This window comes from Streptomyces sp. R-74717, from assembly GCF_047305335.1.
Lineage (GTDB): Bacteria > Actinomycetota > Actinomycetes > Streptomycetales > Streptomycetaceae > Streptomyces > Streptomyces atratus.
The window spans coordinates 8215666-8231619 of record NZ_CP102361.1 but is presented as its reverse complement, the minus strand read 5'-3'; the positions used below and the strand labels follow the sequence as shown (position 1 = coordinate 8231619).

The following is a 15954-nucleotide window of genomic DNA, read 5'->3' as shown; positions in this document are numbered from 1 at the left end:
GACGTCGTCCCGACCACCCCGCTTTCGTCGCCCCGACCACCTCGTCAAGAACGCGTGAAGAGATCACCGTTTCGCGCCAAGAACGCGCCATCGGCTGCCGTCACCGGCCGGAAGCGGGAACACCCTGAGCGGACCCGATCAAAGGACCGCGAAGCACATGTCTCTTCTGACCTCAGACCCCTGTACGGCACCGAGTGCCGAGGAACCCCCCGATACCGGGGCCCGCCACAAGCTCACCACCCTCACCGGCCTCGCCGCGCTCTCTCTCGACGCAATGGCCTCGGTGGCGTACGGGCCCGAGGCGATCGTTCTGGTCCTGGCAGCGGCCGGCGGCCACGGGCTCGGCTTCACGCTCCCCGTCACGCTGGCGATCGCCGTCCTCCTGGCCGTCCTCGTGGCCTCGTACCGCCAGGTCATCGCGGCCTTCCCGGACGGTGGCGGAAGCTACGCGGTCGCCAGGGCCCACATCGGCCGCCGCACCAGCCTCGTCGCGGCCGCCTCGCTGGTCCTGGATTACGTCCTCAACGTCGCGGTCGCCGTCACCGCCGGAGTGGCCGCGCTGACTTCGGCCTTCCCCGGTCTGTACGACGAGCGGCTGTGGCTCTGTCTCGGCGTGCTGGTCCTGATCACCGCAGTGAATCTGCGCGGGATCGTCGATTCCGCGCGTGTGTTCGTCGTGCCGACCGCGGTGTTCATCGGGTCGATCCTGGCGTTGATCGCAGTAGGTCTCTTCCGGTCCGCGCCGGTGAGCACCGAGGCGGCCGCCGGCCATGCCTCCGTACTCGCCGGCAACGCCACCACGGTCGGTGCGCTGCTCCTGCTCAAGGCCTTCGCCTCGGGCTGTTCGGCGCTCACCGGTGTGGAGGCGATCGCCAACGCCGTTCCGTCCTTCCGTGCCCCGGCCGTCCGCCGCGCCCAGCGCGCGGAGGTCGCACTCGGTGCACTGCTGGGTGTGATGCTGATCGGTCTGTCCGTGCTGATCTCCCGGTTCGGGCTGCAGCCGGTCGAGGGCGTCACCGTGCTGGCTCAGCTCGCCGACGCGTCCTTCGGGCACCATCTCGCCTTCTATGTCGTCCAGTTCGCCACCATGGTGCTGCTGGCACTCTCCGCGAACACGTCGTTCGGCGGTCTGCCGGTGCTGCTCAAGCTGCTGGCCCGCGACAACTACCTGCCGCATGTCTTCGGGCTCAAGGCCGACCGGCAGGTCCACCGCCACGGAGTCCTCACGCTCGCGGCCGTATCCGCCGCGCTGCTGGTCTTCTCCGGGGGCGACACCAATACCCTCGTCCCGCTCTTCGCGATCGGCGTCTTCGTCGGCTTCACCATCGCCCAGACCGGGATGGTCATCCACTGGCGCGGTGTGCGCGGGCCCAAGTGGGCGGGCAAGGCGGCGCTCAACGGTCTGGGCGCGCTCCTGACCGCGGTCGGCGCGGTCGTGGTCACGGCCACCAAGTTCCACGACGGCGCCTGGCTGATCGTGGTCGCCCTGCCGTTGCTGGTCGCCGGCTTCGAGTGTGTCCACCGCGCGTACGCCAGGATCGGCGAGCGGCTGGGCGTCGGCCGCATCCCGGAGCCACCGCACCGCGACCGCTCGCTGGTCGTGGTACCGGTCTCCTCCCTCACCCGGCTCACCAGCGAGGCCCTCACCGCCGCCGTGTCCCTCGGCGACGAGGTCCGCGCGGTCACGGTCTGCCACCCCGATGCCGAGGACCGCGTCCAGACCGAAGCGCTGGAACGGGACTGGGCGCTGTGGAACCCGGGCGTCCCTCTGGTGCGTGTGACCTCGCAGCGCCGTTCGGTCGGCCGCCCGGTCGCCGCGTATGTACGCGAGGCGGCGGCCGCTGATCCGGGCGTACGGATCACCGTGCTCATCCCCGAGGCGGAACCGGCCCACATGTGGCAGCGGCTGCTGCAGAACCAGCGAGGCGCGGTCGTCGCGCACGCCGTTCGCCACGAGACGGACGCGGTGATCTGCCGACTGCGGTTCCGGCTGTTGGATCCGCCCCTGAAGGTGTGAGCGGCTGCACGACTGTGAAGGACGACGTGCCGCGGCGGTTGTCGCGGTCGCCCTTTCCGGAGAAAGGTCATTCGACTCCGCCCCGGCCGGTCTGCGTGAGGAAAGAACCACCACGCCCGGGGTCACACCGTGTAGTACATCAACTACGCGTCCGGTGCGCAGGAACTCACCGCCCGGCCGACTCGACGCAGTGTGTTTTCGCGACAGGGCCGGCCGAGACGGAAGGCCTCGACGCAGACAGTTTCGACTCCGTCCACCCGCAGTACTTCCGCCACGAGAACGGGGTCGAGCTGCGGGTCTTCGGTGAGGATGCGGCGTAGGTGGCGGTGGCGTCCCGGGACGGGACAGCAGCAGTTCACGCACCGGGGCGCCCGCCGAGCGGCGCCCCGTGCGCAGCGAACGGCGGCCGCCTGCCTCCTACTGCTCTCCTGTCAGCATCGGCAGCAGCAGCGCCGCGGACCAGCTGAAGTTGGGCGCGTTGAGCGGCGCCCCTGTGGTGGGGTCGTAGTTCTCCATGATCGGTCCGTTGCCCGCGAGGCCCGACGCGTGGTTGAGGAGCTGGTTCGTCAGGGCGTCCGCATCCTTGGCGTAGCCGTAGCGGCGCAGGCCGCCGAGGGCGAAGTATGCCTGGTCGAGCCAGACGGGGCCGCGCCAGTACGCGGTCGGCGAGAAGTAGGGGGAGCTCTTCGCCACGGTCGGGAACGGGACGGTGGTGGCGAACTCCCCCGGGTCCGTCAGCTTGTCGCGCACGGCACGGGCCTGCGCCTCGGACGCTGTGCCGGTCCACAGCGGGACGGCCCCCTCGATGCCGCGGCCGCGGGCCGTGAGCGGTGCGCCGGTGTCGAGCGCGGTGTCATGGAACCAGCCGTCCGCGGGGTCGTACATCGTCGCGCGGACGGCGGCGGTCGTGGCGGCGGACCGCTGCTTCCACCGTTTGGCGTCGGCGCCGCGGCCCAGCGTGCCCGCGATGCGCGCCAAGTAGCGCTGGTCGGCGGCGAGATAGGAGTTCAGGTCGACGGACTCCTGGTTGAGGGAGTAGCCGAGGAGTGTGCCGTCGGCCGCTCGGTTGGTGACGATGTCGGTGCCGAGGGCGGCGTCGAAGCGGGGCGCGTTGTCCATGCCGCTCTCCCAGGCCGCGGCGAGCCGCCGCTCTTCGGGCGAGTTGTTGGCGGGGTCGGCGGTGGCGCCGTACTCGGCGAGGCCGTCGTGGTCGTGGTCGCGGTTGCGGTACCACCAGGCCTGGTAGGCGGTGAGTTTCGGGTACATCTCGCGCAGGAAGGCCTTGTCCCCGGTCTTCGCGTACACCTCCCAGACTGCCCAGGCGGCCAGCGGGGGCTTGGAGTTGCGCTCGTTCCAGTTGCCGCCGCCGCGCGAGGGGTCGTTGTAGAAGATGACGTCGGGGATCATCCCGGCATCCTGCGGGCGGGTAGCGGAGTCGGGGCCTATCTGCCAGTCGAACATGGCGCGGATCTGCGACTCGGCCAGCTCGGGCGCGAAGCGTGCCGTGCCCACAGCCTGCTTCCAGGTGTCCCAGGCCCAGATGCCACCGGTGAACCACTTGTAGGAGATCGACGGAGTGATGCCGTCGTGTTTGATCTGCCCTGCCGCGCCTCGCCAGTTGGTGACGAGGGTCTCCAGCGACTTCACGGCCGTGCGCCGCCGATCCGCCGGCACGCCCTGGGTCACCCCGGCGACATAGCCCCGCCAGCGCGCGTCGGAGGCGGAGACGACGGCATCGGGGTGTGCGAGTACGTCACGGACCTTCGCCTTCTCCTTCGCGCGCTCGGCTGCGGTGAAGGTGTAGGACTCGGTCCAGTCGAAGCTGTGCGAGCGGCCCGGCGCGAGGGTCACTGGTTCCACGGCCTCGGTGCGGTACGTGTCGCCGTCCACCGTCGTGCGGACGGCGTCCTTGTGCGTGACGTCGAAGCGTTCCGTGCCGTCGGTCAGGTAGTCCCAGGTCTCCCGGACCTTCGCGAAGCCGACGCCGACTCCGGAGCCGGTGGCGGTCAGCGAGGGCGCGTCGCGCATCGGCCGGTCGGCGGGCCGCAACAGGCTGCCCGTCCAGTCGGCACCCAGCGTGCGGGGCGCCGGGCCGGTGTTGCGGACCTCGGCCCGCACCAGGGCGCTGCGGTCGGTGGCGAAGCGGAGTTCGAGGGTGAGGCGCAGGCCGCGGCCGAGGTCGTACGACTGTCGGAGCCGGCCTGGGAGAGAGGTGAAGCGTGGCACGCCTCCCCCGGCCAGGTCCAGGGTGCGGCCGTGTTCGGTGAGGCGGATGCGGCTGAAGGACTTGCTGAGCCACCAGGGGTATTCCTGTGCGATGTAGAGGGGCCCGGAGAAGCCGCCGTAGGCGTCCTTGTCGCCGGTCTTCGGCAGGGCGTAGGCGTGCCAGGCTCCCTGGTCGGCGAAGACGGTGACGGGGTTGTTGTCCTCGTCGTCGCCCGGCTGGGCGGCAGCGGGGGTGCCGTGCAGGTCGAGGACGTCGGCGTACGAGGAGGGTCGCTTCGGGTGCGGATGGGCGGAGGCCGTCTGCGGCACGGCGAGGGCGCTGCCGGCGAGGAGGAGTGCGGTCAGGGCGCACAGGGGCCGGTGTCTGGTCACTGGTCGGTCTCTCCAAGGGAGTCGGTGGCGATGCGCAGGACTGCGGCGCCGAGCGGGCCGAGGCTGATGTGGTCGCGGACGGCGGCTCCGGTGAGCAGGTCGGTGCCGCCGTCCGCGTAGGGGCCGGTCAGTTGCGTCCGCGTGTCGTGGTCGCTGTGATTGAGGACGAAGAGGTACGTGCCCTGCGTGCCGGAACGCACGGTCGCCTCGACTCCCTCGGGAACGTCGAGCACGGGGCGTACGCCCGCTGCCCGCAGCACGTCGTCGAGCACGGCTGCGATGCCGTCTCCGAGGTGGGCGCTCACGTACCAGGCGGTGCCGGCGCCGTGGGGGCGGCGGGTGACGGCGGGGCGGCCGCTGAGCTCTCCGGACGCGTACGAGTCGACGACCTCGGTGTCCGGGGCGTCGGGTTCGATCCACTCGCTCCACCGGGTGGCCTCGGCACCGGAGTCGAGACGCACCGCCTCCCCGTCGGGGATCGGCCAGAACTCGTCGACGGACACGCCGAGTACGTCGCGCAGCGGTCCCGGTGCGCCGCCGTCGTGGATGTGGTCGTGGCCGTCGACGACGCCGCTGAAGGGGCCGCACACGAGGTGGCCGCCGCCGTGTACGTAGGCGGCGATGCGTACGGCGTTCTCGGGCCGCAGAAGGTGGAGGTTGGGTGCGAGCACCGCCCGGTAGCCGTCGAGGTCCGCGTGCGGGGGCACGAAGTCGGCGGTGACGGCGCGGGTGTGGAGAGCCGCGTACCAGGGGCGCAGGAGGTCGGGCCAGCGCATGCGGGCGGAGGGGTGGTCGTCGGCCTCCAGGGCCCACCAGGAGTCCCAGTCCAGGACGATCGCCACGTCGGCCCGGGTGGTGGCGCCGGTGACTTCGCCGAGCCGGGCGAGTTCGGCACCGAAGCGCACGGTCTCGCGCCAGCCACGGGAGGCGGTGCCGCGGTGCGGGAGCAGCGCGCTGTGGTACTTCTCGGCGCCGGCGCGGGAGGCGCGCCACTGGAAGTACATGATGCCGTCGGCGCCGCGGGCCAGGGCCTGGAGGGACCAGAGCCGTTGCAGGCCGGGCTTCTTGGGGACGTTGACCGGCCGCCAGCTGACGGCGGACGGCGCCTGTTCGAGGAGCAGCCAGGGCCGGCCGCCCTTGAGGGAGCGCATCAGGTCGTAGTTGAGGGAGGCGTTGACGTGGGCGCGCGGGTCGGCGGGGTCGGGGTAGGCGTCGTCGGAGACGAGGTCCTCGTGCTCGGCCCACTTCCAGTAGTCGAGTGCCTTGAACATCGACATGAAGTTGGTGGTGGCCGGGATGTCCGGGCTGAGTTCCCTGAGTGCCTCGCGCTCGGCGCGGTGACATTCGAGGAGGGCGTCGGAGCAGAAGCGCCGCCAGTCCAGGAGCTGCGTCGGGTTGACGGGCCCCGGAGCGGTGCGCGGCGGTTCGATCTCGTCGTACGTGCCGTACCGCTGCGACCAGAAGGCCGTGCCCCAGGCGTGGTTGAGGCCGTCGATCGTGCCGTATCGGTCGGTGAGCCAGGCGCGGAAGTGGTCGGCGGAGCGCGCGCAGAAGCACTCGGTGACATGGTCGCCGTACTCGTTGTGGATGTGCCACAGAGCGAGGGCCGGATGGTGTGCGTAGCGTTCGGCGAGGGCTCGGGTGAGGCGGAGGGCGGCGGCGCGGTACACGGGCGAGGACGGACAGTAGTGCTGGCGCGAGCCGAATTCGAGGCGTACGCCATCGGCCGTGACCGGCAGGATCTCGGGGTGGGCGCGGACCAGCCACGCGGGCGGTGACGCGGTCGCGGTGGCCAGGTCGACGGCGATGCCATGGGCGTGCAGCAGGTCGAGGAGCCGGTCGAACCAGGCGAAGTCCCATGCTTCCGGACCGGGTTGGAGCCGTGCCCAGGAGAAGACACCGACGGTCACCATCGTGACGCCGGCCTCGCGCATCAGCTTGGCGTCCTCGGCCCAGACGTCCTCGGGCCACTGTTCGGGGTTGTAGTCACCGCCGTAAAGGATGCCCGGGACGCGGGTCAGGCGGCTCATCCCTTCACCGCCCCGCCGAGGAGTCCGGCCACGAACTGCCGCTGGAAGAGAAGGAAGAGGGCCATCAGGGGAAGGGTGGCGAGGAGCGAGCCGAGCATCAGTCCTGAGTAGTCGACATGGGAGAGCCCCGTGAGGGTGTTGAGAGCGACGGGCACGGTGTATTTGTCCTCGGAGTTGAGCATGAGCAGCGGCCAGATGAAACTGTTCCACTGCGCCATGAACGTGAAGATGACCAGGGCGCCGAGCTGTGGGCGCACGCACGGCAGCACGACTTGGTAGAAGGTGCGCAGCTCGCCGGAGCCGTCGATACGGGCCGATTCGAGGAGCTCGTCGGGGAAGTCGACGAAGCCCTGCCGCATCAGCAGGATTCCGAAGGAGTTCGCCAGGAACGGCAGGACGACCGCTTGGTAGGAGTCGATCCAGCCGACGCTCGCCATCATCTGGAACAGCGGCACGAGCAGCACCTGGAACGGGATCATCATCGTGGCGAGCACGGCGCCGAGCAGCAGACCCCGCCCACGGAAACGGTACTTGGCGAGACCGTAGCCGCACATGGCGGAGATCAGCGAGCTGAGCACGGTGTGCACGACGGCGATGCCGACGCTGTTGATGAGGACCCTCCCGAAGCCGATGGTGTCCTGGAGCCGCGCGAGGTTGTCGAGCAGAGCGCCGCCGGGCAGGAGCGGCGGCGGTGAGCGGAACAGGTCCGACGTGGAGTGCGTCGCGGCGATCGCCATCCAGAGGAACGGCACCAGGCTGACGACGGCGCCGGCCGCGAGGAACAGGCGTACGGCGTAGCGGCCGGCGCGCCGGGCCGGGTGGACACGTACGGGGGCCTGCTGGAGGGCGGTCACCGGCGGCGCTCCCTTCCGAAGGCGACGTACTGGAGGGCGGAGATCGCGGCGATGAGGGCCACGACGACCCAGGCGATGGCGGCGGCGTAGCCGAAGTCGAACTGCTGGAAGCCGACTTTGTAGAGGTAGACGACCGGGGTGAGGGTCGCGTCGTCGGGGCCGCCACGGGTGAGGACGTAGTTCTCGTCGAAGAGCTGGAGTGTCCCGATGGTGGAGGTGATCACGCAGAACAGGACGACCGGGCGCAGCTGCGGCAGGATCACTCGGGTGTACGTGGAGAGGGTGGTGGCGCCGTCGATGGAGGCGGCCTCGTACTGCTCCTTGCCGATGGACTGGAGTCCGGCGAGCAGGATGACGGCGTTGTAGCCGGTCCAGCGCCAGGTCAGGGATGCGATCAGCGAGACGCGGGCCCAGGTGGGGCTGTTGAGCCAGTCGGCCTGGCCGATGCCGACGGCGCCGAGTATCTGGTTGACGAGGCCGCCGTCGGTCTTGAGCAGGACCTGGAAGACGACGGCGTACGCGACGAGTGTGGTGACGGCGGGCAGGAAATAGACCGCTCGCCAGGTGCCGCGGAAGCGCAGCCAGGACTGGTTGAGCAGGACGGCGAGGACGAGTGCCAGGCCGATCATCACGGGGACCTGCACGACGAGGATGGTCCCGGTGTTGAACAGGGACTCCAGGAACGCGGGGTCGTGGATCATGCGCCGGTACTGGTCGAGTCCGACCCAGTGGGTGGCGCCGGCGTCCTCGGTGGTGAAGCTCTGCAGGAGGCTCGCGCCCAGCGGATAGGCGAAGAAGAGCGCGAAGAGGGCGGCTGCGGGTCCGGCGAAGATCCAGGCGGTGGGGCGTCGGCGCCTGCGGCGTGCCCCGGCCGGGGCCCGGACGGGGGCGACCGGCCGGTCGTAGGTGGTGTGGACGGCCATCGGGCTACTTCACCCTTTCGCGGCCGGTGGCCGTGGCGAGTTGCCGCGCGGCCGAGTTCAGGGCGGCGCGCGGGTCCTTGCCCCGGAGCATCACGCCGGTGACGGCGGAGATCATGATGTCGGAGGCCTTCGCGTCGTCCTTGTTGTTCTCGACCGGCGGGATGTTGTGGGCGAGCCGGGCGAACACGTCGAGGGCCGCCTGTCCGCCGAAGTACTCCTGCTTCGCGCTCAGATACGGGTCGTCGAGCGCGGGCAGATAGGCGGGGAACAGGCCCTCGTGCTTGAGCATGGAGACCTGGTTCGCCTTGACGGTGAGCAGGAACTGGATGAACGCCCAGGCCAGACGGGGGTTCTTGCTCTGCCCCGGGACGCAGAGCGTGGAGCCGCCGATGTTCGAGGTGCGGATGCCGTCGGCGGTGAATCCGGGCAGCGGCACCACCCCGAACCTTCCCTTCAGCTCGGGCATCTCGTCGCTGAGCGTGCCCGTCCACCAGGCGGCGGTGGGCGTGGTGGCGGCCTTGCCCTCCTTGGTGCCGGTGATGAGCCCGTCCCAGCCCTTCTCGTAGTCGACGAGACCCTTGTCGTGCAGGGTCTTCATCAGCGTCAGGGCCTTGACGGCCTCCGGGGTGTCGACCGCGACCCGGCCGCCCTTGAAGTAGGACTGGCCCTGCTGCTGGAGCAGCATCGGCAGGATCCCGGCGTCCGTGGAGTCCATGATGAGCAGCTTGCGGCCGGTGGCCTTCTTGATGCGGACGCCCGCCGCTATGTAGTCGTCCCAGGTCAGCAGCGACTTGGGGTCGACTCCGGCAGCGCGGAAGTGGTCCGCGCGGTAGTAGAGCGCGCAGGGGCCGATGTCCCAGGGCAGGGCGAAGACCGCGCTGTCCTTCCCGGTGACGGTGCGCCACGCGGCGCGGTCGAAGTCGCCTCCGTAGCGGCCGCCGAGGCTCGTCAGGTCGTAGAAGCCGCTCGGGAAGTTGCCGATGTAGCGCGGCATGTAGCTGCCCTCGATCGTGAGGACGTCGGCGAGGCCCGAGCCGCCGCGCAGGCCCACGGTGATCTTGTCGTAGGCGTTGTCGTAGCCGATGTCGACGATGTCGACGGTGGTGCCGGGGTGACGCTTCTCGAAGGTGCGGGCGAGTCGCTTCATGGCCTTGGCGGCCACGTCCCACGACCAGACGGTGATCTTTCCGCCGACCTTGCCCCCTTCGTCATCCCTACTGCCGCCGATGTCACGGGCGTCTCCGCCGCCCGCACCGCCCATGGCACATCCGCTGACCAGTGACGATGCCGCGGTCGCGAGACCTGTGGCCAGAACAACCCGCCGGGTGGGCCTTGTTGACACTCTTGCCTCCTGGAGCCTGAATGCCTAATGCTGTATTCAGAACACTGAATGACGGAGCCCGCCGTCAAGAGGTGTACACCCAAAGACTTTTGTTGCTGTGGTTCATGACTGACCTGACCGAGTCGGCTCACGCGAAAGGCGCGGCATGACGTCACCCCAGGAATCCGTCCCCCCCTACACCCACCCCTACATCCCGAACGCGGTCCCGGCCGTGCGGCAGGCGATGCTCGAGGAGATCGGCGCGGCGAGCGTCGAGGACTTCTACGCCGACATCCCGGACGGCATCCGGCTACACCGCCCCCTCGACCTGCCGGCCCCGCTGCGTTCGGAAGCCGAACTCACCCGCCACATGGAGGAGTTGCTCAGCCGCAACACCTCGACGCGCCAGGCGCTCAGCTTTCTCGGCTCCGGCTGTTACCAGCACCACGTACCGGCGGTCGTGGACGAGGTGGTCAACCGCAGCGAGTTCCTCACGGCGTACGCGGGCGAGCCCTACGAGGACCACGGCCGCTTCCAGGCACTGTGGGAGTACCAGTCGATGATGGCCGAGCTGCTCGACGTCGAGATCGTCAACGTCCCGGTGTACGACGGCTTCCAGGCCTCAGGAACCGCCCTGCGCATGGCCGGCCGGATCACGGGCCGCCGCCGCGTGCTCGTCGCCACCGCGATCGACGCCGACAAGCTCTCCCGCATATGTGACTACGTACGCCCCGACCACGACGTGACGGTGATCCCGGTCGACCCGGACACCGGCTGCGCCGACCTCGACGCGGTGCGTGAAGCGCTCGCCGCCGGCGACACGGCGGCGGTGTACGCGGACACGCCCTCCGCGCTCGGCATCGTCGACGAAGCGCTGCCCCGCCTCGCCGAACTGACCCACGAAGCAGGGGCGTTGTTCGTCGTGGGCTGCAATCCACTCACACTCGGCGTGCTCGCGCCGCCCTCCGCGCACGGCGCCGACATCGCGTGCGGCGACATCCAGCCGCTCGGCCTCCACCAGAGCTTCGGCGGCGGCAACGCGGGCTTCATCGCCACGCGCGACGAGGAGACGCTGGTCGCCGAGTACCCGTCGCGCCTGTTCGGCCTCGTGCCGACGACCGTCGAGGGCGAGTACGGCTTCGGCGACGTCGCCTACGAGCGGACCTCGTTCGCGTTGCGCGAGGAAGGCAAGGAGTGGGTCGGCACGGCCGCCGCGCTGCACGGCATCGGTGCCGGGGTCTATCTCGCGCTGATGGGACCGCAGGGCATGCGGGAGATCGGCGACACGATCCTCGCGCTCACCGCGTACGCCCGCAGGCGCCTCGCCGAGGTGCCCGGCATCGAGGTCCCGTACGGCGACGCCCTGCACTTCGCCGACTTCACCGTCCGCTACACGGGCGGCAAGACCGCCGCCGAGATCCGCACCGGCCTGAAGGAGCGGGGCATCTTCGGCGGCGTACCGACCGGCGGGCACGAGGCCACGTACTGCGTCACCGAAGTCCACACCAAGGCCGACATCGACCGGCTCGCCGCAACCCTGGAGGAGATCGTCAAGTGACCGCCCCGCACGCGCCCGTGTCCGTCTCCCCCGAGGAGGCGCGCATCGCCGACAAGCCGCGCCTCCGCCGTTTCCAGCAGGCATCCTGGGACGAGGAACTGATCTTCGAGCTCGGTTCGCCGGGCGAGCGAGGCGTCCTCGTACCGGTCCCGGACCCGTCCATCGGGAAGGCCGAGATACCCGCCGCCCTGCGCCGCGCCGAGCCGCCCGCACTGCCGGAGATGTCCCAACAACAGGTCCTGCGCCACTACTTGCGCCTGTCGCAGGAGAATCTGGGCGCCGATCTCAACATCGACGTCGGCCAGGGCACCTGCACCATGAAGTACAGCCCCAAGGTCAACGACCAGTTCGTCCGTGACCCGCGGATCTCGGCGCTGCACCCCCTCCAGGACGAGGACACGGTCCAGGGCGTCCTCGGGATCATCCACAGCCTGGAGCAGCTCCTGAAGGAGATCTCCGGCATGGACCGGGTCTCGCTCCAGCCGGGCGCCGGGTCCGCCGCGATCTACACGAACGTCGCCATGATCCGCGCCTACTTCGCCGCGCGCGGGGAGCTGGAGCAGCGCGACGAGGTCATCACGACGATCTTCTCCCACCCGTCGAACGCGGCTTGCGCGAAGACGGCGGGCTTCAAGGTCATCACGCTCCACCCGGACGCGGACGGCTACCCGGACATCGAGGCCCTCAAGGCGGCGGTCGGCCCGCGCACGGCGGCGCTCCTCATCACGAACCCCGAGGACACGGGCATCTACAACCCGCGCATCGAGGAGTTCGTACGGATCGTGCACGAGGCGGGCGGCCTGTGCTCGTACGACCAGGCCAACGCGAACGGCATCCTCGGCATCACGCGCGCCCGGGACGCGGGCTTCGACCTGTGCCACTTCAATCTGCACAAGACGTTCTCGACGCCGCACGCGTGCGGCGGACCGGCGGCGGGTGCGTGCGCGGTCTCCGAGGACCTCGCCCCGTATCTGCCGCGCCCCACCGTCGAGTTCGACGGTTCGGTGTACCGCCTGGACGACGACCGGCCCGAGTCGGTCGGCAAGATGCGGCCGTTCTACGGCGTCGTGCCGAACCTGGTCCGTGCCTACGCCTGGATCATGTCGCTCGGCGCACAGGGCCTGCGGGCCGCCGCGGAGACGGCCGTCCTCAACAACAACTACCTGCTCCACAAGGTCCGGCAGATCCCGGGCGTCTCCATCCCCTACGCGGCGGGGCGCCCGCGCGTCGAGCAGGTCCGCTACAGCTGGGAGAAGCTCCACGAGGACACCGGCCTGCACTCCGAGGACATCGGCCTGCGTGCCGCGGACTTCGGTACGCACTACTGGACCAGCCACCACCCGTACGTCGTGCCGGAACCCATGACGCTGGAACCGACCGAGTCCTACACGCGCGCCGACCTCGACGAGTACGCGGCGATCCTCGCGGAGATCGCCCGTGAGGCGTACGAGGACCCGGAGACCGTGCGAACGGCGCCGCACCGCTCGACCATCCACCGGGTCCGCCCGGAAGCCCTGGACTCCCCGGCGACCTGGGCGGTCTCCTGGCGCGCCTACCGCCGCAAGGTGCTCGGTGAGGCCGGCCGGTGACGAGGATCGGCCTGGTGGTCAACCCGGTCGCCGGCCTCGGCGGCCGGGTGGGCCTGGGCGGTACCGACGGCCCGGACCGGACCCGTGTGGCACTCTCGCTGGGCGCACGCCCCTTGGCGGGGGCGCGTGCCGCTGCGGCCTTGGGTGAACTTGCGGCGCGTTCGGGGAAGTTGGCAGGGGTCGGGCGTCCTGCGTGGGACGGGCGGGAGCGCACACCCCACCCCGTGCCCGGCCGCCGGGCCGACGCCACCGGGGATCCCGCGCCGGATGGGCTCAGCGACACGCAGGCCGGGGCGGCGGCCACCGCTCCGGTCGGTCCCCCGCCTGGCTCCGGACTCCTCGTCGTGACCGCGGCCGGTCCCCTGGGCGCTGACTCCGTCGCCGCCGCAGGGCTTGCGGGTCGGGTCGTGTACGCCGCCGGCGCCGGGCGGGACACCTCGGCCGCGGACACGGCCGCCGCGGTGCGGGCCGTCGTCGCCGAGGGCGTCGACCTCCTGCTCTTCGCCGGCGGCGACGGCACCGCGCGGGACGTGCTCGGCGCCCTCCCCGACGTGCCCTGCCCGGTCCTCGGCGTACCGACCGGCGTGAAGATGCACTCGGCCGTCTTCGCCATCAGCCCGCGCGCCGCGGGTGAGGTCGCGGCGGCGTGGCTCGCCCGCAGGAGCACCGTTCGACTGCGGGACGCCGAAGTGATGGACCGGGACGAGGACGCCCTGAGCAAGGGCCGCGTCGCCTCACAGCTCTTCGGGTGGCTGCGCGTTCCCGACGTACCGGCCCGCGTACAGCAGCGCAAGACCGGCAGCACCGCCACCGCGCCCGAGGCGGTCGGCGGCATCGCGACCGACGTCGCCGAGCGCGTCGGGGACGGGCTGCTCGTGCTCGGCCCCGGCAGCACCACCCGGGCGGTCGCGGCGACGCTCGGCGCGGACGTCTCCCTCACGGGGGTCGACGTGCTCCGCCTGCGGCCCGGCCACCGGCCGCGAATCGTGGCCCGCGACGCGGGCGAGGACATGCTCCTCTCCGTCGGCCCGGCCTGGATCGCCCTCTCCCCCATCGGCGGCCAGGGATTCCTCCTCGGCCGCGGCAACCAGCAGATCTCACCGCGCGTCCTGCGCGCGGCGGGCGGCCGCGAGCGCCTGCTCGTGCTGTGCACGGAACAGAAACTGGCCGCGCTCGGCGGCCGCCCTCTTCTCCTCGACACCGGCGACGACGCGCTCAACGCGGAGCTGTCCGGCCACCTGCCCGTCATCACCGGCAGGCGGCGCACATCGCTGTACCGCCTGGCCGGATGACCCGTCATGCCTCCCATCACCCCCAGAAGGAGCCCAAGATGATCTCTCTTGACGGCAAGCGTGCCATCGTGACCGGCGGCGGAGCCGGAATCGGCCGCGCCACCGCCCAGGTCCTCGCGGAGCTGGGCGCGCGCGTGGTGATCGCCGACATCGACACGGACGGCGGCGAACGCACCGCGAAGGACACCGGAGGGACCTTCGTACGCTGCGACGTGTCACGGCGCGAGGACTGCGAGGCCGTCGTGCACACGGCGCAGGAGCAGTTCGGCGGCGTGGACGTCCTCTTCAACAACGCCGGCATCATCCGCCGCTCCACGGTCTGCGAGATCACCGAGGACGACTGGGACCTGGTGATGGCCGTGAACATCCGCTCGGTGATGCTGATGAGCCGCCTCGTGATCCCGGGGATGGCGGCCCGGGGCGGCGGCTCCATCATCAACACCGGTTCCGGATGGGGCATCCGCGGTGGCGGCCGGGCCGTCTCGTACTGCGCGTCGAAGGGCGCCGTCGTCAACATGACCCGCGCCATGGCCATCGACCACGGCCCCGACAACATCCGCGTCAACTGTGTCTGCCCCGGTGACACGGCGACCGGGATGCTCGCCGAGGAGGCCCGCCAGCTCGGCGAGAGCTCCGACGCGTTCTACGCCGACGCCGCCGACCGGCCGCTCGGCCGGATCGGGCAGCCCCGCGACATCGCCCAGACCGTGGCGTTCCTCGCCTCCGACGCCTCGGCGTTCCTGAGCGGGGCGATCATCCCGGTCGACGGCGCCGGTACCGCGTGACCCGCCGGTAGCAGATAATCGACCGGACCGAAGGGGAGGGCAGCCTCACATGCCAATCGAAAATCGCCCGCTGCGCGAACAGGTCAAGGAGGAACTGATCAAGCGCCTCGGGCGCGGCACGATCGCGACGAGCGAGCCGATCAACGAGGGGCAGCTGGCCACCGAACTCGGCGTCAGCCGCACTCCGCTGCGCGAGGCACTGATCACGCTGGAGCGCGAGGGCGTCATCACCAGCGAGCGCGGCAAGGGCTTCCGCTTCACGCCGCTCAGCGCGCAGGAGTTCCGTGACCTGTCCGCGATCGTCGCGACGCTGGAGGCGCTCGCCCTGGAGTCCAGCGATCCCGAGCACCTGGCGGCGACGGCCCCCCGCCTCCTTGAGGAGGCGCGTGCGTTCTCGGCCCCGCAGGCGCCGCACGACGTCATAGAGCGTTACGACGACGCGTGGCACGACCTGCTCCTGTCCGGCTGCACGAACAACCGCCTGATGAAACTGATCACCTCTCTGAAGGTGACGATGCACCGCTACGAGCGGGTGGCCCTGGGCGACCAGGACATCCTGGAGCGTTCGGCGGTGGAGCACGAGCGGATCGCCGAGTGCCTGCAGCGCGGCGACCTCGACGCGGCCGTCGCGGCGCTCAAGGAGAACTGGAACAGCGGGATGCACCGGATCCTGGAGCATCTGAAGGACTGACCGCGGGCGGCGGGACCCTGACGGGGACAGCACAGACGCAGTGGTGCGGGTCGAGCCGCCAAGGCTTGACCCGCACGGCTCCTCCGGGGTCCCCTCACCGTGAAACGGAACCCATCCGTCGACCCGACGCGCGGCCCAGGGGCTGTGACCGCATGACTCTGCAGAGCAGCGCCACCAACCCACCCAACCGCGGCCCGGGAAGCCGTCTCGCCCGGTCTCTCCTGCCAACGCACCACGTTCGATGCGCGAGCGGAGAGACGCGCGCCGGCCGTCATGAGTCGGCTCGGCCTTCATGC

General features: G+C 70.6%; 11 protein-coding genes. 6 read left to right on the top strand and 5 right to left on the bottom strand.

The features are described 5' to 3' along the window. The first annotated feature begins 157 nt into the window (after positions 1–157). On the top strand, positions 158–2017 hold the full coding sequence (locus NRF20_RS37830) for an APC family permease (RefSeq protein ID WP_413754027.1): 1860 nt from the start codon (positions 158–160) through the stop codon (positions 2015–2017). Positions 2018–2434: 417 nt separating this feature from the next. Here NRF20_RS37830 and NRF20_RS37825 read toward each other — a convergent pair whose 3' ends face one another. From NRF20_RS37825 to NRF20_RS37805, 5 genes are read right to left on the bottom strand one after another with little or no spacing between them, the layout of a single operon-like run. Then, on the bottom strand, positions 2435–4615 hold the full coding sequence (locus tag NRF20_RS37825; protein WP_413754026.1) for an MGH1-like glycoside hydrolase domain-containing protein: 2181 nt from the start codon (positions 4613–4615) through the stop codon (positions 2435–2437). Continuing rightward, positions 4612–6645 carry a beta-galactosidase gene (locus NRF20_RS37820; RefSeq protein WP_413754025.1) on the bottom strand — a complete coding sequence of 678 codons (2034 nt, stop codon included), beginning with the start codon at positions 6643–6645 and terminating at the stop codon, positions 4612–4614. Before NRF20_RS37820 ends, NRF20_RS37825 begins: the two co-directional genes overlap by 4 nt. Then, a complete protein-coding gene (locus NRF20_RS37815) occupies positions 6642–7499 on the bottom strand; it encodes a carbohydrate ABC transporter permease (RefSeq protein WP_398630803.1) in 858 nt (285 codons plus the stop codon). Before NRF20_RS37815 ends, NRF20_RS37820 begins: the two co-directional genes overlap by 4 nt. Beyond that, on the bottom strand, positions 7496–8422 hold the full coding sequence (locus NRF20_RS37810) for a carbohydrate ABC transporter permease (RefSeq protein ID WP_413754024.1): 927 nt from the start codon (positions 8420–8422) through the stop codon (positions 7496–7498). Before NRF20_RS37810 ends, NRF20_RS37815 begins: the two co-directional genes overlap by 4 nt. Before the next feature lie 4 nt (positions 8423–8426). Next, entirely contained in the window at positions 8427–9764 is a 1338-nt protein-coding gene (locus NRF20_RS37805) for an ABC transporter substrate-binding protein (protein ID WP_413754023.1), read from the bottom strand. 145 nt (positions 9765–9909) lie between these two features. On the opposite strand from NRF20_RS37805, the gene gcvPA reads away from it, so the two are divergent. The 5 genes from gcvPA to NRF20_RS37780 are packed head-to-tail and all read left to right on the top strand — an operon-like array spanning position 9910 to position 15658. Then, on the top strand, positions 9910–11301 hold the full coding sequence (gcvPA, locus tag NRF20_RS37800) for an aminomethyl-transferring glycine dehydrogenase subunit GcvPA (protein ID WP_413754022.1): 1392 nt from the start codon (positions 9910–9912) through the stop codon (positions 11299–11301). Further along, positions 11298–12890, top strand: a complete 1593-nt coding sequence (gene gcvPB / locus NRF20_RS37795) for an aminomethyl-transferring glycine dehydrogenase subunit GcvPB (protein ID WP_398630799.1) — start codon at positions 11298–11300, stop codon at positions 12888–12890. Before gcvPA ends, gcvPB begins: the two co-directional genes overlap by 4 nt. After that, positions 12887–14182 carry an ATP-NAD kinase family protein gene (locus NRF20_RS37790; protein ID WP_413754021.1) on the top strand — a complete coding sequence of 432 codons (1296 nt, stop codon included), beginning with the start codon at positions 12887–12889 and terminating at the stop codon, positions 14180–14182. Before gcvPB ends, NRF20_RS37790 begins: the two co-directional genes overlap by 4 nt. Before the next feature lie 38 nt (positions 14183–14220). Continuing rightward, positions 14221–14967 carry an SDR family NAD(P)-dependent oxidoreductase gene (locus NRF20_RS37785; protein ID WP_398630797.1) on the top strand — a complete coding sequence of 249 codons (747 nt, stop codon included), beginning with the start codon at positions 14221–14223 and terminating at the stop codon, positions 14965–14967. 49 nt (positions 14968–15016) lie between these two features. Next, positions 15017–15658: a GntR family transcriptional regulator gene (locus tag NRF20_RS37780; RefSeq protein WP_266363717.1), complete on the top strand. Its 642-nt coding sequence runs from the start codon at positions 15017–15019 to the stop codon at positions 15656–15658. Positions 15659–15954 lie beyond the last annotated feature (296 nt).

Coding starts and splice junctions, on each gene's coding strand:
- NRF20_RS37830 (WP_413754027.1), top strand. CDS start 158: ATGTCTCTTCTGACCTCAGACCCCTGTACGGCACCGAGTGCCGAGGAA.
- NRF20_RS37820 (WP_413754025.1), bottom strand. CDS start 6,645: ATGAGCCGCCTGACCCGCGTCCCGGGCATCCTTTACGGCGGTGACTAC.
- NRF20_RS37810 (WP_413754024.1), bottom strand. CDS start 8,422: ATGGCCGTCCACACCACCTACGACCGGCCGGTCGCCCCCGTCCGGGCC.
- gcvPA (WP_413754022.1), top strand. CDS start 9,910: ATGACGTCACCCCAGGAATCCGTCCCCCCCTACACCCACCCCTACATC.
- NRF20_RS37785 (WP_398630797.1), top strand. CDS start 14,221: ATGATCTCTCTTGACGGCAAGCGTGCCATCGTGACCGGCGGCGGAGCC.
- NRF20_RS37780 (WP_266363717.1), top strand. CDS start 15,017: ATGCCAATCGAAAATCGCCCGCTGCGCGAACAGGTCAAGGAGGAACTG.